Origin of the sequence: Kitasatospora sp. NPDC097643, assembly GCF_040302625.1 — a bacterium.
Classification (GTDB): Bacteria; Actinomycetota; Actinomycetes; order Streptomycetales; family Streptomycetaceae; genus Kitasatospora.
This window is the reverse complement of the sequence record NZ_JBEOSA010000020.1, coordinates 93,167-116,067: the sequence shown is the minus strand read 5'-3', so window position 1 is coordinate 116,067 and position 22,901 is coordinate 93,167. Positions and strand designations below refer to the sequence as shown.

Here is a 22,901-nt window from a genome sequence, read left to right as displayed (position 1 = left end):
TCCGTCGGTGACCTCTCTCCTCCAACCCCCGCTGATCAGCAGGCTGTTGTCCGCCGACCGGATCCTCGTCGCCGGTGCCGGCGGCGGCTTCGACGTCTACACCGGGCTGCCGATCGCGCTCGCCCTGCGGGCGGCGGGCAAGGAGGTGCACCTGGCCAACCTCTCCTTCACCCACCTCTACGGCCTGCCCCTGGAGGCCTGGTTGGCGCCCGACGTGGCCAGGATCGGCCCCGACACCGCCGCCCCGGAGGGGTACTTCCCGGAGCGCACCCTGGCCCGCTGGCTGCGCCGGCACGGGATGCCCGACACCGTGTGGGCCTTCCCGTCCGTGGGCGTCAAACCGCTGCGCGAGGCCTACCGGACGCTCACCGGGCACCTGGGGATCGACGCGGTCCTGCTCGTCGACGGCGGGACCGACATCCTGATGCGCGGCGACGAGACCGGGCTCGGCACCCCCGAGGAGGACATGGCCAGTCTCGCGGCGGTGGCCGGCCTGAGCGACATCCCCGAGCGGCTGGTCGCCTGCCTGGGCTTCGGCGTCGACGCCTACCACGGCGTCAACCACTCGCTGGTGCTGGAGAACCTGGCCGCGCTCGACCGGGCCGGCGGCTACCTCGGCGCCTTCTCCGTGCCGCGCGGCAGCCGGGAGGGCATGCTCTACCTGGACGCCGTCGAGTACGCGCGGGCCGCTTTCCCCGACCACCCCAGCATCGTCAACGGCTCGGTGGCGGCGGCCCTGCGCGGCGAGTTCGGCGACGTCCGGTTCACCGAGCGGACCAAGGGCGGCGAGCTGTTCGTCAACCCGCTGATGACGCTCTACTTCGGCGTCACGGTGGAGGCGCTGGCCGCCGAGAACCGGTACCTGGACCGGATCGAGGACACCGTGCTGATGCGGCAGATCAGCACGGTCATCGACGAGTTCCGGGACGAACTGCCCCGGCAGCGCCCGCCCCGGCAGTTCCCGCACTGACCGGCCCTGCCCGCGCCGTCAGTCCGAGGCGAGGCGGAACTCCAGGTTGCCGAACCGGACCTGGTCGCCCGCGCGGACCCGGACCCCGCCCGCGATCCGCCGTCCGTTCACATGGGTGCCGTTGGTCGAGCCGAGGTCGTACAGCACCCAGCCGCCGTTCTCGTGCCGCAGTTCGGCGTGCTGGCGCGACACCGAGGCGTCGTGCAGCCGCAGCCCCGAGCCCGGGATCCGGCCGATCGTCAACTGACCGGCGCCGGAGTCGGGCAGGCTCAGGCCGGGCAGCCGCTCGGTGCGCCAGGCCCGGTTCAGCCGGTCGCCGAAGGCGGAGACCCGGCCGACCGCGCGCAGCACGAACCGTTCGAAGGGCTTGCCGGTGGGCAGCCCGGTCATCGCTTCGTCGAGCTCGCCGCGGCTGGTCGCGTGCAGGACGAGTTCCATCCGGCCGAGGAAGGTCTCGTGGGACAACCGCCCGTTGCCCGCGCCGTCCCGCAACACCTCGAGCGCCTGGTCCCGTTCGGCGTCGGAGGGTCGGACCGCGCCCGGGCGGATCTCAGGAGGCGTCATGGCCCGATTGTCGGCTCAGCCGCCTCCGACTGTCCAGATTGCGCCGCGCGGCGGTGCGGGGTGAATGCGTCACTGAGCTCCAGACGCCCGGGGACCGGCGGCGGTTCCGCCGCCACCCGCGGGCGCCGGACGGGTCGTCAGGCCTTCCGTGCGGCGGTCAGGATCTTCTCGGTGGTGTGCAGGAACCGGGAGGTCACCGACCCCCGGTAGGCCTTGCCGAACAGCTCCCCGGTGACCCACCTGCCGTCCTTCAGGTGGACCACCACGTAGGCGGCCCCGTCGTCGGCGCCGATCACCTCGTGGTCGCCCTTGGGGGAGGTGTACGGGACGGTGAGCTCCGGCGGCAGCGGCTCGGAGAGGAAGGCGACGACCAGCCGGACGTCCGGCGTCGACTCGACGCCCCGGAACGGCTCGGCGGCGAGCAGCGCGGCCACCTCGTCGACCGTGCGCAGCATGACCGGCACCGGGTAGCCGAGCGAGGCCTCCAGGTGCTCCTCGATCCGCCGGCCGAGCGCGGCCCGGCCCGGGCCGTCCCCGGCGGGCACCTCGGCGGTGAAGAAGACGTTGCCGCTCTGGATGTACGAGCGGACGCCGCCCAGCCCGAGCTCGGCGAAGAGCGCCCGCAGCCGCTCCATCTTCACCGTCCGGCCGCCGACGTTGACGGCCCGCAGGAAGGCGATGTACGTGGTCGTGGTGGTCACCCCGCCAGTCTTGCACCGGCCACCGACAGGCCGCCCGCCGGAGCGTCCGGGACCGGCGTCCGGGACCTGTCTCCGGGATTGCGCCCGGGAATTGTCAGTACCCGGTGCAACACTGGCGCCATGGCTACCTGGCAGGATTTCGAGCAAGAGGCACCCGATCTCGCGCCCCTGGTACGGGCCCGGTTCGAGGCCAACAAGCACCACGTCCTGGCAACACTGCGCAAGGACGGTTCGCCCCGGGTGAGCGGGTCGGAGGTCGACTTCGTCGGCGCCGACCTGGTGCTCGGGTCGATGTACGGCTCGGTCAAGGCCCGCGACCTCCAGCGGGACGGCCGCTTCGCGCTGCACTCCCACCCGGGGGACGAGACCATGGCGGGCGGGGACTCCAAGGTCTCCGGCCGTGCGGTCGAGATCACCGACGAGGTCGAACTGGCCGCCTACGTCGCGGACCTGCCCGAGCCGCCGCCCACGCCCTTCCACGCCTTCCGGCTCAGCCTGGAGCAGGTGGTGCACACGGGCCTGGAGGACGGCCACCTCTGGGTCTTCAACTGGCACCCGGGCCGGCCGGTGGAGCGGATCCGCCTGCACTGATCCGCCGGCACCGACCGGCCGGGGCCCGTCGGCTGGGTGAACGCCCCTACGGCAGAACGGACTTGACGGCCTCGGGCGTGCGGGCCACGACGGCGTGCCCGTCGTCTGCGGTGATGATCGGGCGCTGGATCAGGATCGGGTGCTCCGCCATCGCCGCGATCCAGCGGGCCCGCTCGCCCGGCTCCCGGGGCCACTGCTTCATCCCCAGGTCCTTCGCGATCTGCTCGTCGGTCCTGGTGATGTCCCAGGGCTCCAGGCCCAGGCGCTCCAGCACCTGCTCCAGCTCGGCCGCCGTGGGTGGGTCCTCCAGGTAGCGCCGCACGGTGTACTCGGCCCCGGCCGCTTCCAGCTCACCGAGCGCCGACCGGCACTTTCCGCACCGAGGGTTGATCCAGATCTCCATGTCGGCCAGCCTACCGAGTCGGCCCCCCGGAGCCGGGCGAACCGGGAGCCGGGCGAACCGGGGGCCGGCCGCCTCGGCCGAGTGGGAACTCCGTCACGTTCGTCCACGGTTCACGCACCGAGGGGCACGGTCCAGGAGCCACGGTCTCGGGAGGGGAACACCGGATGGACGGCACGGCGATCATCGGACAACTGCTCACCAGCGAGGGCCGGGCCGACCCGTACCCGCTGTACGCGCTGGCGCACGGGCTGGGCCCGGCGGTGCCGGCCGGACCGGACACCGTCCTGGCGGTCGGCCACGCGGCCGTCAACAAGGTCCTCCGGACCCCCGCCTTCGGCGTCCCCGACCCCGAGCTGATCGCCGCGCTGCCCTCGGGCCCCGCCGAGCACTCCTCGCTGGACCTGCTCCGCCACTCGATCCTGGAACGCAACGCCCCCGACCACCCCCGGGTCCGCTCGCTGATCGCCTCGGTCTTCACCGCCCGCCGGGTCGCCGCGCTGCGCCCGGCCGTGACGGCGGCGGTCGCCCGGCTGCTCGACGAGCTGGCCGAGCGGGGCGCCGACGGCTCGCCGGTCGACTTCATGGACGCCTTCGCCTTCCGCCTGCCGGTGGGCGTGATCTGCGAACTGCTCGGCGTCCCCGAGCGCGACCGCTACCGCTTCCGCGCGCTCGCCGCCGACCTCACCGTCGCGCTGGAGATGATCCAGGACCCCGACGAGCTGGACGCCGCCGACACCGCCGCCGACGAGCTCTCCGCCTACTTCACCGACCTCGCCGCCGACCGCCTCGCCCGCCCGCAGGACGACCTGGTCACCGACCTGGCCCGGATCGCCGCCGACGACCCCGGGCGGCTCTCCGCCAAGGAGCTGCTGGCCAACCTGGTGCTGCTGCTGGTCGCCGGCTTCGAGACCACCACCAACCTGCTCGGCAACGGCCTGACCCTGCTCTTCGGCCACCCGGAGGCGGCGGCCGGGCTGCGCAGCGGCGGCGTCACCCCGGCCGGCTTCACCGACGAGGTGCTGCGCTTCGACTCCCCGGTCCAGCTCACCTCACGGATCGCGCTCACCGATGGCCTGACCGTCGAGGACCTGCCGGTGCCGGCCGGCGCCATGGTGGTCCTGCTGCTGGGCGCGGCCAACCACGACCCGGCCCGGTACGACCGCCCCGGGGTGTTCGACCCGACCCGCACCGACAGCCAGCCGCTCAGCTTCGGTGGCGGCCCGCACTACTGCCTGGGCTCCCAGCTGGCCCGGATGGAGGCCGAGGTCGCGATGCCCGCCCTGCTCGACCGCTTCCCCCGGCTCGCCCCCGGCGGCGTCGCCACCCGGCGCAACCGGCTGGTGCTGCGGGGCTACGACACCCTGCCGGTGACCGTGCGGTAGCAGCCTGCTCCGGGGTGCTCCGGGACGGCCCGGGATGCTCCGGGACGTCGTGGAACGGCGTGGGACGTTCGGCCGTTCGTGGTCGGGCGGTCGTTGGGGGAGCATGGAGGGACGAGAACCGGTCATTCCGGACCGGCCCGCCAGGAGGTTCCCGCCGTGCCCGCAGCACCCCGCCCGCCGTACCCGGCGGCCGTGGAACCCCCGGTGCCGCGTTGGGTGCCCTGGCTGCCGGTTCTGCTGCTGGTGCTCGACCTGGCGGCCGAGGCCCTCGTACCGGAGGCGGTGGCGGCCGGCTTCCTGCTGACCGCGCTGCCCGTGGTGGCGGCCTTCAGCTACGGACCGGTGCTCACCGCCGCCACCACCGCCGGCACCGTGGCGCTCCAGCTCGTCCTGGGCCTGCGGGCGGGCCACCTCAGCGAGCAGCACCACGTCTGGGTCTACATCGCCACCCTGCTCTCCGGGGTGATGGGCACCGCCCTGTCCTGGCAGCGGACCCGGCAGAACCGCACCCTGCTGCACGCCCGCACCGTCGCCGAGACGCTCCAGCGGACCGTGCTGCGGCCGGTCCCCGACCGGGCCGGCGGCCTGCGGGTCGCCGGCCTCTACCGCCCGGCCCAGGCCGAGGTGCTGGTCGGCGGCGACCTGTACGAGGTGTGCGACACCCGCTACGGCGTCCGGGTGCTGCTCGGTGACGTCCGGGGGAAGGGCCTCGGCGCGGTCCGTACCGTCGCGGACGTGCTCGGCGCGTTCCGGGCGACCGCCCACGAGACCCCCGCCCTGGTCGAACTCGCCGACCAGCTGGACCGCGCGGTGCTGCGCGACGCCGCGGACCGGGGCGACGACGAGCTGTTCGTCACCGCCGTCCTGCTCCAGTACCGGCCGGGCACCGACCAGGTGGAGATCGTCAACCGCGGCCACACCACCCCGCTGCTGCTCACCGACCACAGCATCAGCCCGCTGCGCTGCACGGACGGGCTGCCGCTCGGGCTCGGCCACCTCGGGGGCGGTGCGACCGGCGGCGACCCGACGGCGGTCGCCCTGCCGCCGGGCCACACCGTCCTGCTCTACACCGACGGCGTCAGCGAGGCCCGCGACGCCACCGGGGCGTTCTACCCGCTGGCGCACCGGCTCGCCGCCCTCGGGACCAGCTCGCCCGACCGGCTGGTCTCCTTCCTGGCCCAGGACGTCCACGAGTACGCCGGGCTGCTCGCCGACGACCTCGCCGTCCTCGCGCTCACTCCGGAACGGCCGTGACCCCGGCCCACTCCCAGATGTTGGCGAACAGCACCGCCTGCTCGCGGGCGTCGTCCAGGGCGTGGTGCGTGTGCGGCAGGTCGGGCAGCAGCTCCGGCGGCATCGACCGCTTGCCGATGCCCGCCAGGGGCAGGCCCGTCCGGGCCGCGTAGAGCGTCTTCACGTCCAGGCAGCCGGAGTGGCCGAACGGGCTGGAGCCGGCGTAGCGGATCAGGTACCAGTACAGGAACTGCCAGTCGTACGCCGCCGGGTACCCGACCATCACCGGGCGGTAGCGGCCGCCGTCCGGTCCGGTCCGCACCTGCTCCACCCACGCCGCGAACGCCCGCATCGCGGCACCCGGTTCCGTCCCGCCGGCCACCAGCGCGGCCCGGTCCAGGCCGGAGACGGCGAGCGCCTCCGGGTCGTACTCGGCACTGATCGGACGCAACTCCCGGTAGAACCCGGCCGACCACGCACCCGCCCGCCGGAACCCCGCCGCGTCGTGCCAGCCGGCGACCACCGCCCCGAAACTGAGCATCGAGTACGGCCCGGGAATCGGTCCGTCCGCCTCGACGTCCACCGACACGTACACCGTCGGACTCACCTTGCCCCTGTTCCCCATGCCCCCGATCCAACAGCCCGGGGCCCCCGCACTGGCAAGCGGTTTATCCGGCCGGCCGGGTGGCGGCGGCTGCGGGCCGGGGGCTGGTCAGCCCCGGCGGTAGTAGTCGAGGGAGACCTTGACCGGCCCGTCGCCGGGGCTCACCGAGAGCACCCGGACGACGGCCAGGTCGCGGCTGTCCTGGCCGCGGACGCAGAAGGAGCGGCCGTTCAGGGCGGCGAAGTCGAGGCTGGTGGCGGGGCGGTTGGCGAGGCCGGTGAGGCAATCGGCGATGCCCGGGCGGCCGTTGTCGGCGATGTGGGCGGTGTTGTTCTCGGCGAGGAGGAAGCCGGTCGCGGTGCGGGCGACGAACCAGGTGGCCGTCTCCTCGGCCACGACCTTGCCGGTCTTGAGGTCGAACTCGTACCCGTGGTCGGGGGACACGGCTTCGACGCCCGCGTACACGGTGGTGTAGCCGGGGGCGGCGGCCGGAGCGGTCGCCGTGGGCGGGGCGGGCGTGGGCAGGACGGGCGTGGCGGTGGGCGTGGGTGTCCTGGTCGGGGACGCGGGGGCCGTCGCGGTGGCGATCGGCGCGCTGTCGGCGGCGTACTCCAGGTCCGGGTCGTCGAGGAGGACGGCGGCCGAGCCGACCGCACCGAGGAGGAGGGCGGTGACCGCGATGGCGGCCGTTCTGCGCCGCGACCCACGGCCGCCGTCCCGCGCCGAGCGGCTCGGCGCGGCCGTGGCCGGTACCGGAGCGGGGGTCGTGACCGGGGCCGGGGGCGCGGCCGGAGCCGGCGCCGGCGTGGTCGGGACCGGGGCCGGCGCGGTCGGGGCCGCCGGCCCGACCGGGGTGAGCGCGGTCAGGGCCTCGTGCGGCGAGGGGACGCTGTCCTGGACGGTGTACCCCTGGGCGGGGGTGCCGGGCAGCTCGCCGTGCCGGACGATCGCGGTGTTGACGTGCAGGGGCAGCCAGTCGTCGGTGAAGCGCAGCTGTCCGCCGAGGGCGGGGTGCCGGTGGACGGCGTCGATCAGCTGCGCGGTGTTCGGCCGGTCCTCGGGCTGCTTGGCGAGGCAGTGGTGGACCAGTTCGGCGACGCCCGCCGGGACCCGGCTGAGGTCCGGTTCGGCGTGCACGACGCGGTACAGCGCGGCGGCCTCCGGCCCCTGGCCGAACGGCGGGACGCCGCCGGCGACGTAGACGGCCAGGGCGCCGAGGGCGAAGAGGTCGGTGGCGGGCGTGGCGGGCAGGCCGAGGGCCTGTTCCGGGGCCATGAAGCCGGGGGAGCCGATGCGCAGCCCGGCGCCGGTGAGCGAGACGGCGTCGGCGGCGCGGGCGATGCCGAAGTCGATCACCCGCGGTCCGTCGGCGGCGAGCAGGACGTTGGCGGGCTTGAGGTCGCGGTGGACGACGCCGACGGCGTGGATCGCCTGGAGCGCTTCGGCGATGCCCGCGACGAGCAGGAGCACGGTCCGTTCGGGGAGCGGCCCGTACTGCTGGACCACCTGCTGGAGGGAGGGCCCGGCGACGTAGGCGGTGGCGAGCCAGGGGACGGCGGCGTCCACGCCCGCGTCGACGACCTGGGCGGTGTAGAGGCCGTGGATCAGCTGGGCGCTGGCGACCTCCTGGGCGAACCGGCGCCGGAACTCCGGGTCCTCGGCGAGTTCGGGGCGCACCACCTTGAGGGCGACCGGGCGGCCGCCCCGGGTGTACGAGAGGTAGACCCGCCCCATGCCGCCCGCTCCCAGTCGGGCGTACAGGCGGTAGCCGCCGACCTCGGACGGGTCGTCGGCGGTGAGCGGCTGGAGGCCCTGCGGGAGCGCGGTACGGGGTCGGTCTGCGGACATGGCGGGTAGTTTATAGAGAGCGTCAGTCCTGGCTCCCGCGGCCCGACCCGATGCCAGGGCCTCCCCGGCGAATGCCGGGTGGTCCTGGTACGGACAACAGAGGGGGCCCGTCGCGGCTGACTGATAAGCCTGTCAGGGTGGGCGGCTGATCTTGGCGGCCGCGCCGAGTATGGTGGTGCACTATGGCCAGTCGTAAGACGTCAATCCTGGAAGCGTCCGCGCGGGTGATCGCCCGGCGCGGAGTCCGCGGGCTGCGGGTGGAGGAACTCGCCGCGGAGGCGGGGGTGTCCACCGCGCTGATCTACTACCACTTCAAGGACCGCACCGGGATCCTGCGGCAGACGCTGGAGTTCATCAACGACCGGGCCGAGCGGTACACGACCGAGCGGGAGCCGGGCGCGGAGCCGCTGGGTCCGCGCGAGGAACTGGAGCAGACGCTGCTGCTGGAGCTCCAGGACACCGTCGAGGTGCGGGAGAACAGCACGGCCTGGGGCGAACTGCGGGCGAGCGCGGTCTTCGACGAGACCCTGCGCGAGGACCTGGCCCGGGCCACCCTGGTGTGGGTGCAGGAGGTCGCCGATCTGCTGGGGCAGGTCCAGCCGATGTCCTCGGCGGTGGCGCTGGCCGGCGCGGCCGAGCGGCTGACCGCGCTGCTGGAGGGGCTGAGCACCCGCTGGCTCAGTGGCTGCCTTCCGCTCGCGCACGCCCGCGCCCTGATGTCCGAGGCCGTCGCGGCCGAGGTCGCGCACCTGGCGCGCTGATCGCCTGACTGCCTGATCGCCTGATCCACCTCCTCGCCTGCGGCCCCCCGGGGCCGCGGGCGTTACTCGTTCCCGTCCTCGGCTTCGGCTCGTCGGCGTCGGATCCTCGGCTCTGCCCGTCCGCGAATTTTAACTGAATTTTCAGTTTGTGTGCCTGTCCCGGTGGGCGAGCCTGGCCCCGATTCGCCCGGACGGCGGGGGTGTGCCGCAGCGGTTCCTGACCGTTTCCTCACTATCGTGCGGATTCGCGCTCACCCCGCACCGACCGGAACGAGGCTCCATGGTCCACCCCGCCCCGCCGTCCCGCCGCTCCGTCCTGCGCTCCGGAGCCGCGCTCGCCGCGCTCGCCCTCCTCGACGGCTGCTCCTCCTCGTCCGACTCCGGCGAGGAACCCGGTTCGACGGCCGCCGGCTCGGCGACCGCGACCGGGGCGGCGCCCGCCGTCCGGGCCATGCCGGCCGAATCCGGCCCGCACACCAGGACGTTCATGGCCTGGCCCGCCCTGGAGGAGGTGTGGGGCGACCAACTCCCCGGCGTCCGCCAGGACATCGCGGGCCTCGCCCAGGCCGTCGCCGGGTTCGAGCCGGTGGTGCTGATGGCCCGCCCCGACCAGGCCGACCAGGCCCGGCAGGCGTGCGGCTCCTCGGTCGAGGTGCTGGACCTCATGGTGGACGACCTCTGGGCCCGCGACACCGGCCCCACGTTCGTCACCGGCCCCCAGGGCCTCACCGGGATCGACCTCAACTTCAACGGCTGGGGCAACAAGCAGACCCACACCAATGACAGCCAGGTCGCCCGCACCCTCCTCGACCACTACGGCATCCCGCGCGTCCAGGCGCCGATCACCGGTGAGGGCGGCGGCATCGAGGTGGACGGCGACGGCACCCTGATGGCCACCGAGAGCTCCTGGGTGAACGACAACCGCAACCCCGGCAAGACCCGCGAGCAGATCGAGGCCGCGTTCAAGGAGCTGTTCGGCGTCGAGAAGGTGCTCTGGTTCAAGGGCGTGGCCGGGCAGGACATCACCGACTGCCACATCGACGCCCTCGCCCGCTTCGCCGACCCGGGCACCGTCGTCCTGCACCGGCCCGCCGCCGACACCCCGCCGGACATCTGGACCACCGCCTCCGACCAGGCCCTCCAGGTCCTCAGGACGGCCACCGACGCCAAGGGTCGGAGCCTGAGGATCGTCGAACTCCACGAACCCGACGCCACCCTGATCGAGGGTCACGGCAAGGACTTCCTCGCCACCTACCTCAACTACTACGTGGTGAACGGGGGAGTCATCGTCCCCCGCTTCGGCGACCAGGTGGCCGACGACCGTGCCGCCGCCGTCCTCGCCGACCTCCACCCCGGCCGGAAGGTCACCCAGGTGAGCATCAACCACATCGCGGCCGGCGGCGGCGGTATCCACTGCGCCACCCAGCAGCAGCCGGCCATCCGGTCCTGAGCCGCTACCTGCGGTGCTCCCGGCCCGCACCCGGCGCGAGTCCGGGGCCCGAGAGTCCGGGCCCCGCGAGTCCGAGGCCCGCGAGGGCGGCCGCGCCGGTCGCCGTGTGCTCCCCGCCGGCCAACAGCCGGGTCCGCGCCGCCTGGTAGCGGCAGCCGGCCGCCTCGAACGCCCCCGTCACCGCGTCCAGCCGCCGCGCCGGACCGCCGTCCAGCAGCGCCTCCGCCCGGTCCACCTGGGCGGTGGCGACCGGGTTGCCCGCGACCACGTCCCGGGCGGCGGCGACCCGCTCGCGGGCGTCCGGGTGCCCGGCGAGCACCGACGCCTCGGCCCGGACCGCCACGTACCAGTGCAGCCAGATCCAGGAGACCCACTTCCACACCTGCTCCGGGTCCGGCGCGACCCGCTCCAGCGCGGCCGCCGCATCCCCGTGGTGCAGCAGCACCGTGGCGTCGAAGACCGCGCCGTAGCCGTGCCGGTGCTCCTCCTCGGTGCCCGCCCGGTCGACGATCGCGAGCCAGGCCGCCCGGGCGTCCCGGTCGCCGCGCAGGCCGTGGACCATCGCCACCGCCGCGGCCGCCGGACCGAGCGAGAACGACCGCTGACGCCCGCCCTGCTCCCACGCGTCGCGGAACCGTACGCCGCCGGCGAGCACGTCCTCGGCCTCGCCCGCGAACGCGTCCGCGACCAGCAGCCAGGAGGTGGCGTGGTCGCCCACCTCCGCGAGCAGTGGGTGCTCGGCGAGCTGCCTGCCCCACCGGCGGGCCTGCGGCAGCCCGCCCACGCCGAGGGCGGTCCCGGCGGCCATCGCGAGGGCGTCCACCCGCTCGTGCGCGCCGGCGGGGGTGGGCGCCACCGCGGCCAGCAGGTCGATCCGGCGCCGGGCCGCGTCCGCGGCCGCGAAGGGGTCGCCGGCCCAGCTCCGGGCGCCGGAGAGCGCGTCGAGGGCGGCGGACTCGGCCACCGGGTCGCCCGCGTGCCGGGCGAGTTCGACGGCCCGTTCGGCGTACCCGACGGCCTCCTCCACCGTGTTGTCCGCCGCGCCCTGGACGGCCCCGAAGGCGTCCGCGACCACCGCGGCCTCGGCCAGCGCGACGGCCGCCGCGCCCGCCGGACCACCCGCGTCGCACAGCTCCCGCGCCCCCGCGAGCAGCGCGGTCACCTCCGCCGCCGGGGGAACCCGGGTGAACGCGCTGGAGAACCGGTACGCGACGGTCGCGGCGGCCGCCAGGTCGCGGCCGGCACCGGCGGTGTCCCCGGCCGCACGGGCGGCCTCCCCGGCGGCGCGGTACAGGCGGTACATGTCGTCGCCGAGCCGACGGCACCCCGCGACCCGGGCGGCCTCCCGCAGCGCCGCGGCCCGATCGCCGACGGCTGCCGTACCGCTGCCACCGCCACCGCCCGCGAGCGTCGCCGCCTCCGCGAGCTCCGCCGCCTGCTCGAACCGCTGCTGGGCCTCGCCGAGCAGGTTCCGGGTGAAGGCCAGCCCGGCCAGCGCGACCGCCAGCCGGTGGGCGTCCGCACGCAGCTCCGGCTGCTCGGCAGCCCAGCCGAGCGCGGCCCGCAGGTCCTCGGCCACCGCGTCGAACCGGGCGCGCCAGTCCGCGACGCCGTCCGCCCGGAGCAGGGCGTCGGCCCCGTCCAGGCACCAACGCAGGTGCCGGGCCCGGACTTCGGCGACCTCACCCGCTGCGGCGAGCCGCTCACTCCCGTACTGACGAATGGTCTCCAGCGCCTGGTACCGGGTGCCGGTCGCGGACGGCGTCGCGGTGAGCAGGCTCTGCTCCGCCAGCCGACCGAGCCCGTCGGCGACGGCGGCCGGATCCAGCGTGCCGTACCCGGCCACCGCGATCGCGGCCGCCGGGGTGAACGGCAGGACGAACGCCGACACCCGGCGCAGCAGCGCCCGGTCGGCCGGTTCCAGCAGCTCGTGGCTCCAGTCCAGCGCCGCCCGCACCGAGCGGTGCCGGTCCCCGGCGCGTGGGCCGCCGGCCAGGATCCGCAACTGGTCGGAGAGCCCGGCCGTGAGGCCGTCCAGCCCGAGCGTGGGCCACCGGGCCGCCGCCAGTTCGATCGCGAGCGCCATGCCGTCGAGCCGTTCGCAGAAAGCCGCGATCTGCTCGCGCAGCGCCGGATCCGGGGGCGGGCCGGCCGCCGCCGCCCGTTCCAGGAACAGCGTGACGGCCTCCGAGGCGCCGCCACCGGCCCGGGACAGCGGCGGGACGGGGTGGACCCGCTCGAACGGCACCATCATCCGGGCCCGGCTGGTCGCGAGCACCCGCAGCCGGGGGCAGGCCCCCAACAGCCGTTCCAGGAACGGCGCCACGCCGTCGCGGATCTGCTCGCAGTTGTCCAGCACCAGCAGGGTCTCACGGTCCGTCAGCGCGCCCGTCAGCACCTCGTCCGTCCCCCGCCCGGGCTGTTCGCCCACCCCCAGGGCGGCCGCGACGGCCGCCGCCACCCGCCCCGGGTTGGTGACCGGCGCCAGGTCGACGAACCAGACCCCGTCGGCGAACTCGCCGACCGCCTCGGCCGCGACCACCAGCGCCAGCCGGGTCTTGCCCACCCCGCCCGGCCCGACCGCCGTCACCAGCCGGTGTGCCCGCACCGCCGCGGTCAACTCCGCACGCTCGCGCACCCGTCCGACGAACGTGGTGAGCGGAGCCGGCAGGGCCGGCGCCGACCTCGACCGCCCGGCCCGGGCGAGTTCAGCGGCGTGCGACCGGAGTGCCCGCCGGTCCGGCAGCCCCAACTTCCGCAGCAGCGAGGAGGTGTGCGACTCGACGGTGCGGACGGACAGGAACAGCCGGGCGGCGATCTCCGCGTTGCTGAGGTGCTCCCCGAGCAGCGCGAGGACTTCGGCTTCCCGAGCCGAGATCACGAGAGTGGACACCGGCCCATTATCCGTAGGGCGTTCCGTAGCCCGTTCCGTAGTCGGCACGGAGGCGGCCGGCCCCCGTTCGGGAGAGGCTGTGACCACAGCGAAAGGCTCCTGACCCACCATCACCAGAGCGAGCGGACCATGACCAGCACCGAACCGCGCCCCCGCGCCCGGCGCCGCCACGACACCGAACACCGCCTCAGCCGCGACGTCGACCTCTGGGTCGCCACCGCCTCGCCGGACGGTCTGCCCCACCTCGTCCCGCTCTCCTTCGACTGGGACGGCGAGGCCCTGCTGCTGGCCACCCCGGCCGACAGCCCGACCGGCCGCAACCTGGCCGCCGCCCGCACCGCCCGCCTCGGTCTGGGCCCCACCCGCGACGTGGTCATGATCGACGGCGCCGTCGAGGTCCTCCCGATCGACGCCCTCCCCGCGCACCGGGGCGACCGCTTCGCCGCCCGCACCGGCTTCGACCCGCGCACCTCGGCCACGCCGTACCACTGGTTCCGGATCACGCCCCGCCGCATCCTGGCCTGGCGCGAGGCCGACGAACTCGCCGGCCGCACCCTGATGCGCGACGGCCGCTGGCTCGACTGACAACAAGAACTCGACCGACAACAACTCGACCGACAACAAGAAGATCAGAACGTCCCGATCAACCCTTTCCCGAGAGGATCCCCCGATGCCGAGCACCGAGAAGTTCGACGGCTTCACCCAGGAAGAGCGCGACGCCATGAAGGAGCACGCCAAGGAGCTGAAGGCGGCCGCCCGCCGCAGCCCGCGCTCCGCCAAGGCCGACGGTGAGGCCGACGTCCGCGCCAAGATCGCCGAGATGCCGGACGAGGACCGCGTTCTCGCCGAGCGCCTGCACGAGCTGGTCAAGGCTGTCGCGCCGTCCCTCACCCCGAAGCTCTGGTACGGCATGCCCGCCTACGCCAAGGACGGCAAGGTCCTCTGCTTCTTCCAGAGCGCCCAGAAGTTCAAGTCCCGCTACGCCACCCTCGGCTTCAACGACGTGGCCACCCTCGACGACGGCGTCATGTGGCCGACCGCCTTCGCCCTCGTCGCCCTCACCCCCGAGGTCGAGGCCACCATCACCGCCCTTCTCACCCGCGCCACCGCCTGACCCCCACGAACGGGCCCCCACCGTCCCACCGGAGGGGGCCCGCCCGAACCCCGGCCGTCGACCTGGCCGAGCTGCCCCGGCCAAGGGCGGCTCGATCGCCGTAGACTGCCGCGAACGGGTGACGATCGGCTGGTCGTCACAGGGGGAGGGGGCCCGGCCGGTGGAACTGCGGGACATCGAGATATTCCTGGCCGTGGCGGAGGAGCAGCATTTCGGCCGGGCCGCCCAGCGGCTGTTCGTCTCCCCGGCCCGGGTCAGCCAGGCCATCAAGGCGCAGGAACGGGCCATCGGCGGCAAGCTGTTCGAACGGACGAGCCGCACGGTCCAGCTGACGGAGCTCGGTCGGCAGCTGCGGGACGACGTCGCTCCCGCCTACCGGGACCTGAACGCGTCGATCACCCGCGCCCGGATGGCCGCCCGCGGGGTCACCGGCCGGCTTCGGGTGCTCATGATGCCGCTGAACGTCGTGGATCTGCACGTCTACTGGCGGGAGTTCCGACGGCGTAACCCCCAGTGCGAGCTACAGGTGCGCACGTCCACGATGGAGGACCCGTTCGCCGGTCTCCGCAACGGCGAGTGCGACGTCTTCGTCGCCTGGCTGCCGGTGGAGGAGGAGGACCTGACGGTCGGTCCGACGCTGTTCACCGATCCACGGATACTCGCCGTCGCCGAGGACCATGTCCTGGCCGGGCGTTCGTCCGTCAGCCTTGAGACCCTGGCCGACTTCCCGCGCGTCTCGGCTCCGCTGAAGCTGGACTACTGGGAGGACGCCTACTTCCCGTTCAACACCCCGCGCGGGCGGAAGCTGGAACGCGTCCATCCGGTGCGGGGTTGGGAGGACGTGGTCAATCTGGTGAGCATGGGCGAGACCGCCCAGGTCTACCCGACGCACGTCACCAAGTACTGGGCCCTGCCGAACATCCGCTGGCTGGAACTGCCCGACTTCTCGGCGCTGTCCTTCGCGCTGATCTGGCAGACCAAGGCGGAGAACGACCTCATCCGCTCCCTCGCCGCCACCGTCCGCGATCTCGGCACGCTCGCGTTCTAACGCGCCGACGTCGCAGCCCCGACGTTCCAGCCCCGGCGACGCGCTGAGCAGGAACGTCAACACCGGTGTTAACGAGCGTTGAGGGACTGCCCGTTGTTCCGTCCGCGGGCCTCGCCCAGGCTGGACGCCATGACCACGACGTCCACCACAGCGAACCCCGCACGGATCTTCGCAACGCCCGGCCCGATCCGTGCCGTCGTCACCATCCCGGCCGGCAGCCTCGAGTTCACGGCATCCGACCGGACCGACACCACGGTCGAGATCCTCCCCGCGGACCCTGCCGGCAGCCGCGACCTGAAGGCAGCGGAGCGGGTCACCGTCGAGTACGGCGACGGTGTCCTGCGGATCCAGGGCCCGGCGCGGAACCGGATCCTCGGGTCCTCGGGGGCGGTCCGGATCGTGGTCCACCTGCCCGCCGGCTCGCAGGTCGAGGCCGAGGCCGCCGCCGCCGAGGTCCGCAGCACGGGCCGCCTCGGCAACGTCGCCTTCGCGGGCGCCGCGAGCTGGATCAAGCTCGACGAGGTCGCGAGCGCCCGCCTCACGACCGAGGCCGGCGACGTCAGCATCGGCCGCCTGGACGGCGCCGCCGAGATCCGCACCGGCAAGGGCGACATCCGGATCGACCGGGCCCGCCGCGGCACCGTCGTGCTGCACGCGGCGTACGGCGCGATCTCGATCGGCGCGGCCCCCGGAGTCCCGGCCTCGCTGGACGCCGACACCTCGTACGGCCGGGTCCACTGTTCCCTGGCGAACGCCGACGGCCACGCCGTCGACCTGGACATCCACGCCAGCACCGGCTACGGCGACATCACCGCCCGCAGCCTCTGACCGCAATCCCCGATCTGACCGGCGTCCCCGAGGAAGGCACGACCATGACCAGCAAGCAGTCCCCCTGGACCGGCATGGTGTCGTTCGAAGACACCGCCCTGGCCACCACCGACACCGGCGGCACCGGCCGACCCGTCGTCTACCTCAACGGCTCTTTCGCCGTGCAGCAGAACTGGCGGCCCGTCATCGACGAACTCGGCCCCGGCTACCGGCACATCACGTTCGACGAGCGGGCCCGCGGCAGGTCCCGGCGTTCGAAGGACTACTCCTTCGACTCCGCGGTGCGCGACATCGGCGCCGTGGTCAGCGCACGCGGCGTGGAGCACCCGATCCTGGTCGGCTGGTCCTTCGGCGCCGCGATCGCGGTGCACTGGGCCGACCGCAACCCCGGCCTGGTCGGCGGTGTCGTCTCGGTGGACGGCGCGGTCCCCTTCGGTCTGACCGGCGAGGAGGGCGAGGAGAAGATCCGGCGGCTGTTCCGGAGGATGGCCTGGATGCTGCCGCTCGTGCGTCCGCTCGGGATGGCCGCGCGGATGAGCGCCGCCGAGCACGCCGAGCAGAACATCGAGCTCAACCGCATGTGCGCCGAGATGGCGCCGCTGCTGGAGCGACTGACCTGCCCGGTGAACTACGTCCTGGCCACCGGCGGCAGCCTCGGCGGCAGCCACGAGCTGATGGAGGAGATGCGGGCCTCCCTGAACACCGTGCTCGCCAGGAACCCGAACCTCACGGTCAGCGCCAAGGTGGCGAGCAACCACCAGAAGATCCTGAAGCAGGACTTCCGGGCCGTCGCCCAAGCCGTCCGCGCCCTCACCGAAACCCACACCCCCGGCACGGCCCCGTCGCACCCCTAGCCACGTCGCGCCGTCCGCCCCCCAACAGCCGTTTGCGCAGGCCAGACAAACGCTGACCTGCGCAAACGACAAGAGCCCGACCTGCGTCTCCGCAGGTCAGAGGGGGTCCTACAGGTCGTAGTAGAGCTCGAACTCGTGCGGGTGGGGGCGGAGGGCGATCGGGGCGATCTCGTTGGTGCGCTTGAAGTCGATCCAGGTCTCGATCAGGTCCGGGGTGAAGACGTTGCCGGCGAGCAGGTACTCGTGGTCGGCTTCCAGGGCGTCGAGGACGGCCGGGAGGGAGGACGGGACCTGCGGGACGTTGGCGTGCTCCTCGGGGGCCAGCTCGTAGAGGTCCTTGTCGACCGGCTCCAGCGGCTCGATCTTGTTGCGGATGCCGTCGAGGCCGGCCATCAGCATGGCCGAGAAGGCCAGGTAGGGGTTGGAGGACGGGTCCGGTGCGCGGAACTCGATGCGCTTGGCCTTGGCGTTGGAGCCGGTGATCGGGATGCGGATCGCGGCCGAGCGGTTGCGCTGCGAGTAGACCAGGTTGACCGGCGCCTCGAAGCCGGGCACCAGGCGGTGGTAGGAGTTCACCGACGGGTTGGTGAAGGCCAGCAGCGAGGGGGCGTGCCGGAGCAGGCCGCCGATGTAGTAGCGGGCGGTGTCGGAGAGGCCGGCGTAGCCCTGCTCGTCGTAGAAGAGCGGCGAGCCCTCGGCCCACAGCGACTGGTGGACGTGCATGCCCGAGCCGTTGTCGCCGAAGATCGGCTTCGGCATGAAGGTGGCCGTCTTGCCGTTCCGCCAGGCGACGTTCTTGATGATGTACTTGAACAGCATCAGGTCGTCGGCGGCGTGCAGCAGGGTGTTGAACTTGTAGTTGATCTCCGCCTGGCCGGCCGTGCCGACCTCGTGGTGCTGGCGCTCGACCTCCAGGCCGGCGGCCGCCAGCTCCAGGGACATCTCGGCGCGCAGGTCGGCGAAGTGGTCGACCGGCGGGATGGGGAAGTAGCCGCCCTTGTACTTGACCTTGTAGCCGCGCACGTCGCCCTCGGCGGCGCCGGTGTTCCAGGCGCCGGCCTCCGAGTCGATGTGGTAGAAGGACGCGTTGGCGCTGGTCTCGAAGCGGACCGAGTCGAAGACGTAGAACTCGGCCTCGGGCCCGAAGAACGCGGTGTCGGCGATGCCGGAGGAGGCGAGGTAAGCCTCCGCCTTCTTGGCGACGTTGCGCGGGTCGCGGCTGTACGCCTCGCCGGTGACCGGGTCCTGGATGAAGAAGTTGATGTTGAGGTGCTTCTCGGCCCGGAACGGGTCGAGCCGGGCGGTGGCGAGGTCCGCGACGAGTGCCATGTCGGACTCGTGGATGGCCTGGAAGCCGCGGATCGACGAGCCGTCGAACATCAGGGTCTCGGACGGGTCGAAGGTCGCCGCAGGTACGGAGAAGTGCTGCATGACGCCCGGCAGATCGCAGAAGCGGACGTCGACGAACTTCACGTCGTTGTCCTGGATGAACTGCTTCACTTCGGCGGCGTTGTTGAACATCCGTCCTCCTCGGCGTGCGTATGGGGCGGGCTCACCCTAGGAATGGCCCGTTTCCGACCGGTGACCCGGCCGTTTCGTAAATGTTAACCACGCCCGCCGAACGGGCGGCAAAGATGTACGGGACGGGGCAAAACACCCCACTCGCTGGGCCGGTATCGCAGAAGTGGTCTGGACCAATTGGAAAGCCCGGGAAACGCGATTCACCCGCTCGTGGCGTTCGGGGGAGCCGGTGGCGGCGCTGCGGGGTCGCCCGGTTAGTGTGGATTCGTGGACACCAGAGAAGCGTTGGGATCGTGGATCGACGGCCCGAAGGCGGCCGCCGAGAAGATGGGCGCCGACTTCGGCTACCGCGGTGAGCGCCTCGGACTGCCCAAGGAGGGCCCCGGCTCGATCGCCGGCCCGGGCCGCCGGATCGGCGCCCTGTTCGTCGACGGCTGGCTGGTCGCCCTGATCTCCTACGGGCTGGTCGCCAAGGGCGACCCGGCCGAGGCCAACCTGTGGACCACGGCGCTCTACTTCCTGGTGGCCACGGTGCTGCTCGCCACCACCGGGACGACCGTCGGCAAGCGGCTGTTCGGCCTCCGGGTGATCCGCCTGGACGGCAACCGCGCGAGCATCCCGCAGGTCCTGCTGCGCACCCTGCTGCTCTGCCTGGTGGTGCCGCCGCTGGTCTGGGACCGCGACACCCGGGGTCTGCACGACAAGGCCGTCGGCACCGTCGAGGTCCGGATCTAGGGCCGGTCCAGGGCCGGTCCGGCGACGGGCCCCGGGCGACCGGCCCCAGCGGGCCGCCGGCGACGACGAACGGCGACGAACGAACGAACGGCCCTGCCGCGGAGCTTCCGCGGCAGGGCCGTTCTGGTGTCGTCAGGGGAGGGTCAGCGGGCCTGGCCGCCCTTGGGCATCCGGGCGCCCTTGGGCATCGGGCCCTTGGGGATCGGCGCCTTGGAGAGCAGGTCGCCCAGCGCGCGCAGGCGGTCGTTGGTCTCGGTGACCTGGGCGGGGGTGATGGCGCGGGGCAGGCGCATGAGGTGGATCTGCAGCTTCTTCAGCGGCACCTCGCCCTCGCCGGTGCCCACCACGATGTCGTGCACCGGCACGTCGCCGACCACACGGGCCATCTTCTTCTTCTCGGACGCCAGCAGCTGCCGCACCCGGTTCGGGTTGCCCTCGCCGATCAGCGCGATGCCGGCCCGGCCCACGGCGCGGTAGACCGCGTCCTGGTTACGGGTGACCGCGACCGGGGTGGAGCTGGACGTCCAGCCGCGCCGGATGTTGTTCAGCACCGCCGCGACGGCGCCCGGCTGCCCCTCCATCTGCCCGAACGCGGCGCGCTCGGCCCGGCGCCCGAAGACGATCGCCATGGCCAGGAAGGCCACGATGAAGCCCAGGATGCCCAGGTAGACGGGGTGGTCGATTGCGAAGCCGATGGCGAGGAACACGCCGAAGGTCAGCAGGCCGACGCCGGCGATGATCAGGCCGATCTTGGTGTCGACCTTCTTGGTCATGGTGTACGCCAGGCGGATCTGCTTCAGTCGCCCGGGGTTCTCGGATGTTTCCCTCGCCATAACGCTCATGGTACGTGGCACGGGTACGGGATATCCAAGCCCGGGTACCCGTTCGCCCGAACCGTGACCCGGGTGCCCACGGGCGGTCGCGTACAGCGACGAGCGGAGCTGCCTACAGCCCCCCGCGGGCCGTCACCCCCGCAGGGACTCCACCGCGGCCCCGGCGGCCCTGGCGTCGTGCCGGCGGTCCGCCGCGTACTGCCGGTTCTCGCAGACCGCCGCCCAGGCGTTGCGCCGGGCCTGCTGCTGGCCGCCCGCCAGCAGGACGCTCTCGGCGAGCCGCAGCGCGGCCCCCACCGACCGGATGCGCATCCGCATGCCGAACAGCTCCCCTCGTGGCTGAGAAGATTGAGAAGATTCGTGGCTGAGAAGAATCGAACGATCGCGACGGGTACATCGTCGCCATCCCGTGTTACCAGTCCGTGACCGGCCAGTCAAAGCACGGTGAAACCGAAAGGGCGGAGCCGTGGCTCCGCCCTTCGAATGGCCCAACGATGGCGCAAAAGCGCCGGACCGAGCGTCGGCTCGAAGGCGTCGGCTCGGACCCGGAGGCGCCGGCTCAGACCGCCGCCTGCTCCCGCCGCTCCAGCGCCTGCCGGTACAGCCGGCCGGCCCGGTACGAGGAACGCACCAGCGGGCCCGACATGACCCCGGCGAAGCCCAGCTCCTCGGCCTCCTGCTGGAGCTCGACGAACTCGTGCGGCTTCACCCAGCGCTCCACCGGGTGGTGGCGCAGCGAGGGCCGCAGGTACTGGGTGATGGTGATCAGCTCGCAGCCGGCCCCGACCAGGTCGGCCAGCGCCTGGCTGACCTCCTCGCGGGTCTCGCCCATGCCCAGGATCAGGTTGGACTTGGTCACCAGCCCGGCCGTGCGGGCCTGGGTGATGACGTCCAGCGAGCGCTCGTAGCGGAAGGCCGGGCGGATCCGCTTGAAGATCCGCGGCACGGTCTCGACGTTGTGCGCGAGCACCTCGGGGCGCGAGGAGAAGACCTCGGCCAGCTGCTCGGGCACCGCGTTGAAGTCGGGGATCAGCAGCTCGACGCCGGTGCGGCCGCCCGCACGCTCGGCGGTCATCGCGTGCACCTGGCGCACGGTCTCGGCGTAGAGCCAGGCGCCGCCGTCCTCCAGGTCGTCGCGGGCGACGCCGGTGATGGTGGCGTAGTTGAGGTCCATGGTGACGATGGACTCGGCGACCCGGCGCGGCTCGTCCCGGTCGAACTCGGCGGGCTTGCCGGTGTCGATCTGGCAGAAGTCGCAGCGGCGGGTGCACTGGTCACCGCCGATGAGGAAGGTCGCCTCGCGGTCCTCCCAGCACTCGAAGATGTTGGGGCAGCCGGCCTCCTGGCAGACCGTGTGCAGCCCCTCCTTCTTCACCAGCGACTGGAGGGCGTTGTACTCCGGGCCCATCTTCGCGCGGGTCTTGATCCACTCGGGCTTCCGCTCGATGGGGGTCTCGCTGTTGCGGACCTCCAGGCGCAGCAGCTTCCTGCCGTCGGGTGCGACAGCGGACACGTGCGACTCCTAAAGCTAGACGGGGTACCCCCAGGGTACGCCTGTGGTTGTGCGGCCTTCGCCGGGCCTGCCGCCCTGCATTCGCAGGGCAACAGAGCTACTGGCCGGTAGATTCCCAGTAGTTGCGGGCGGGTCCCGGCCTCAGCGGCTGAGGACCGCCGGCTCGGGCAGTTCGGCGAACACGTCCGCCAGGTGCCGCTCCACCACCGGCAGCGCCTCGCCGACGCTGAACTCGCGGCGCAGCTCGCCGGAGAGCGAGGCGACGCCCGCGTCCCGGATGCCGCACGGCACGATCTTGTCGAACCAGGTCATGTCCGGGTCGCAGTTGAGCGCGAACCCGTGCATGGTGACCCCGCGGGCGACCCGCACGCCGATCGCGGCGAGTTTACGGTCGTCGCCGCGCTGCCCGGCGTTGGAGGGGGCGTACTCGGGTCCGGCCAGCCGCGGGTCGATGCCCAGCGGCAGGCCCATCCGCAGGGTCAGCTTGCCGATGTCCACCACCTGGGCCGGGTCCACCACGGCGTCCGGGATGGACGCGCCCAGCACCCAGACCCCGCTGCGGCCCTCGACCCGGGTGGTCTCCACGCCGAACTCGCCGCAGGCGCGGATCAGCGCCTCCTCCAGCCGGCGGACGTACGCGACCACGTCGATCGGGTCGGGCAGCTTGACGATCGGGTAGCCGACCAGCTGGCCGGGGCCGTGCCAGGTGATCTCCCCGCCGCGGTTGACCTCGACCACCGGGGTGCCGTCCAGCGGCAGGTCGGCGGGGTTGGTGCGCTTGCCCATCGTGTAGACCGGCTGGTGCTCCAGCAGCAGCACGGTGTCGGGGATCTCGTCCGCGACCCGCAGTGCGTGCAGCCGCTGCTGCTCCTCCCAGGCCTCCTGGTAGGCGATGGCGCCGTCGCCCACGCCCATTCGCACGAACCGTACGTTCTCGCTCACCGTTGCCGCTCCTTGCCAGGCGTTCGAGACCAACCTCGCCACTGTACGCCCACGCCCGTACCGGCCCTCAGCCACCCGTTCGGCCGCCCCCGGCCACCCGTCCGGCGGCCCGT

The 22,901-nt window shown here is 73.1% G+C and carries 23 protein-coding genes; 12 read left to right on the top strand and 11 right to left on the bottom strand.

From position 1 onward, the window contains the following. Nucleotides 1–7: 7 nt before the first annotated feature. Complete coding sequence (locus ABTY15_RS15845; RefSeq protein ID WP_350587135.1) at nt 8–970, top strand: DUF1152 domain-containing protein; 963 nt, start codon at nt 8–10, stop codon at nt 968–970. Between the two features lie 18 nt (nt 971–988). Here ABTY15_RS15845 and ABTY15_RS15840 read toward each other — a convergent pair whose 3' ends face one another. Both ABTY15_RS15840 and ABTY15_RS15835 read right to left on the bottom strand, forming a co-directional pair. After that, nucleotides 989–1,534: an FHA domain-containing protein gene (locus ABTY15_RS15840; RefSeq protein WP_350587134.1), complete on the bottom strand. Its 546-nt coding sequence runs from the start codon at nt 1,532–1,534 to the stop codon at nt 989–991. A gap of 137 nt (nt 1,535–1,671) precedes the next feature. Beyond that, nucleotides 1,672–2,235, bottom strand: coding sequence for a DUF1697 domain-containing protein (locus tag ABTY15_RS15835; protein ID WP_350587133.1), 564 nt, complete (start codon nt 2,233–2,235; stop codon nt 1,672–1,674). Between the two features lie 120 nt (nt 2,236–2,355). Here ABTY15_RS15835 and ABTY15_RS15830 point away from each other — a divergent pair, with 120 nt between their 5' ends. Then, a complete protein-coding gene (locus tag ABTY15_RS15830; protein ID WP_350587132.1) occupies nt 2,356–2,826 on the top strand; it encodes a pyridoxamine 5'-phosphate oxidase family protein in 471 nt (156 codons plus the stop codon). 46 nt (nt 2,827–2,872) lie between these two features. On the opposite strand, the gene ABTY15_RS15825 is transcribed toward ABTY15_RS15830, so the two are convergent. Further along, complete coding sequence (locus tag ABTY15_RS15825; RefSeq protein WP_350587131.1) at nt 2,873–3,229, bottom strand: arsenate reductase family protein; 357 nt, start codon at nt 3,227–3,229, stop codon at nt 2,873–2,875. Between the two features lie 164 nt (nt 3,230–3,393). On the opposite strand from ABTY15_RS15825, the gene ABTY15_RS15820 reads away from it, so the two are divergent. Together ABTY15_RS15820 and ABTY15_RS15815 are read left to right on the top strand one after the other, a co-directional pair. Beyond that, nucleotides 3,394–4,611: a cytochrome P450 gene (locus tag ABTY15_RS15820; RefSeq protein WP_350587130.1), complete on the top strand. Its 1,218-nt coding sequence runs from the start codon at nt 3,394–3,396 to the stop codon at nt 4,609–4,611. Nucleotides 4,612–4,767: 156 nt separating this feature from the next. Continuing rightward, nucleotides 4,768–5,865 carry a PP2C family protein-serine/threonine phosphatase gene (locus ABTY15_RS15815; RefSeq protein WP_350587129.1) on the top strand — a complete coding sequence of 366 codons (1,098 nt, stop codon included), beginning with the start codon at nt 4,768–4,770 and terminating at the stop codon, nt 5,863–5,865. Here the strand turns inward: ABTY15_RS15815 and ABTY15_RS15810 are convergent. After that, nucleotides 5,846–6,469, bottom strand: coding sequence for a 3'-5' exonuclease (locus ABTY15_RS15810; protein WP_350587128.1), 624 nt, complete (start codon nt 6,467–6,469; stop codon nt 5,846–5,848). The two genes, ABTY15_RS15815 and ABTY15_RS15810, sit on opposite strands and share 20 nt — an antisense overlap. A gap of 87 nt (nt 6,470–6,556) precedes the next feature. Further along, entirely contained in the window at nt 6,557–8,296 is a 1,740-nt protein-coding gene (locus tag ABTY15_RS15805; RefSeq protein ID WP_350587084.1) for a serine/threonine-protein kinase, read from the bottom strand. A gap of 182 nt (nt 8,297–8,478) precedes the next feature. Here ABTY15_RS15805 and ABTY15_RS15800 point away from each other — a divergent pair, with 182 nt between their 5' ends. Further along, nucleotides 8,479–9,057 (top strand): TetR/AcrR family transcriptional regulator, encoded by a 579-nt coding sequence (locus ABTY15_RS15800; RefSeq protein ID WP_350587049.1) that lies wholly within the window; start codon nt 8,479–8,481, stop codon nt 9,055–9,057. A gap of 280 nt (nt 9,058–9,337) precedes the next feature. Next, nucleotides 9,338–10,507 carry an agmatine deiminase family protein gene (locus ABTY15_RS15795; protein WP_350587034.1) on the top strand — a complete coding sequence of 390 codons (1,170 nt, stop codon included), beginning with the start codon at nt 9,338–9,340 and terminating at the stop codon, nt 10,505–10,507. 4 nt (nt 10,508–10,511) lie between these two features. On the opposite strand, the gene ABTY15_RS15790 is transcribed toward ABTY15_RS15795, so the two are convergent. Beyond that, nucleotides 10,512–13,400, bottom strand: coding sequence for an ATP-binding protein (locus ABTY15_RS15790; RefSeq protein ID WP_350587009.1), 2,889 nt, complete (start codon nt 13,398–13,400; stop codon nt 10,512–10,514). Nucleotides 13,401–13,529: 129 nt separating this feature from the next. Between ABTY15_RS15790 and ABTY15_RS15785 the strand changes: the two genes are divergently transcribed. From ABTY15_RS15785 to ABTY15_RS15765, 5 genes are all read left to right on the top strand, one after another. Further along, the gene (locus ABTY15_RS15785) at nt 13,530–13,985 is read left to right on the top strand and encodes a pyridoxamine 5'-phosphate oxidase family protein (protein ID WP_350586990.1); all 456 of its coding nucleotides are present in this window, start codon (nt 13,530–13,532) and stop codon (nt 13,983–13,985) included. A gap of 85 nt (nt 13,986–14,070) precedes the next feature. After that, nucleotides 14,071–14,514: an iron chaperone gene (locus tag ABTY15_RS15780; protein WP_350586944.1), complete on the top strand. Its 444-nt coding sequence runs from the start codon at nt 14,071–14,073 to the stop codon at nt 14,512–14,514. 160 nt (nt 14,515–14,674) lie between these two features. Further along, nucleotides 14,675–15,562 (top strand): LysR family transcriptional regulator, encoded by an 888-nt coding sequence (locus ABTY15_RS15775; RefSeq protein WP_350586928.1) that lies wholly within the window; start codon nt 14,675–14,677, stop codon nt 15,560–15,562. A 129-nt stretch (nt 15,563–15,691) separates the two neighbouring features. Beyond that, a complete protein-coding gene (locus tag ABTY15_RS15770) occupies nt 15,692–16,390 on the top strand; it encodes a DUF4097 family beta strand repeat-containing protein (RefSeq protein ID WP_350586927.1) in 699 nt (232 codons plus the stop codon). Nucleotides 16,391–16,434: 44 nt separating this feature from the next. Beyond that, nucleotides 16,435–17,244 carry an alpha/beta fold hydrolase gene (locus ABTY15_RS15765; protein WP_350586926.1) on the top strand — a complete coding sequence of 270 codons (810 nt, stop codon included), beginning with the start codon at nt 16,435–16,437 and terminating at the stop codon, nt 17,242–17,244. Between the two features lie 108 nt (nt 17,245–17,352). On the opposite strand, the gene glnA is transcribed toward ABTY15_RS15765, so the two are convergent. Beyond that, the gene (gene glnA / locus ABTY15_RS15760) at nt 17,353–18,765 is read right to left on the bottom strand and encodes a type I glutamate--ammonia ligase (RefSeq protein ID WP_350586925.1); all 1,413 of its coding nucleotides are present in this window, start codon (nt 18,763–18,765) and stop codon (nt 17,353–17,355) included. Nucleotides 18,766–19,032: 267 nt separating this feature from the next. Here glnA and ABTY15_RS15755 point away from each other — a divergent pair, with 267 nt between their 5' ends. Next, a complete protein-coding gene (locus ABTY15_RS15755; RefSeq protein ID WP_350586924.1) occupies nt 19,033–19,500 on the top strand; it encodes an RDD family protein in 468 nt (155 codons plus the stop codon). Nucleotides 19,501–19,643: 143 nt separating this feature from the next. Here the strand turns inward: ABTY15_RS15755 and ABTY15_RS15750 are convergent, their stop codons facing one another. The 4 genes from ABTY15_RS15750 to lipB form a co-directional block, all read right to left on the bottom strand. After that, nucleotides 19,644–20,333, bottom strand: a complete 690-nt coding sequence (locus ABTY15_RS15750) for a DUF4191 domain-containing protein (RefSeq protein WP_350586923.1) — start codon at nt 20,331–20,333, stop codon at nt 19,644–19,646. Nucleotides 20,334–20,465: 132 nt separating this feature from the next. Next, complete coding sequence (locus ABTY15_RS15745; RefSeq protein WP_350586922.1) at nt 20,466–20,651, bottom strand: hypothetical protein; 186 nt, start codon at nt 20,649–20,651, stop codon at nt 20,466–20,468. A 241-nt stretch (nt 20,652–20,892) separates the two neighbouring features. Continuing rightward, nucleotides 20,893–21,846 carry a lipoyl synthase gene (gene lipA / locus ABTY15_RS15740; protein ID WP_350586921.1) on the bottom strand — a complete coding sequence of 318 codons (954 nt, stop codon included), beginning with the start codon at nt 21,844–21,846 and terminating at the stop codon, nt 20,893–20,895. Between the two features lie 141 nt (nt 21,847–21,987). Beyond that, the gene (gene lipB, locus ABTY15_RS15735; protein ID WP_502893506.1) at nt 21,988–22,761 is read right to left on the bottom strand and encodes a lipoyl(octanoyl) transferase LipB; all 774 of its coding nucleotides are present in this window, start codon (nt 22,759–22,761) and stop codon (nt 21,988–21,990) included. Between the last annotated feature and the right edge of the window lie 140 nt (nt 22,762–22,901).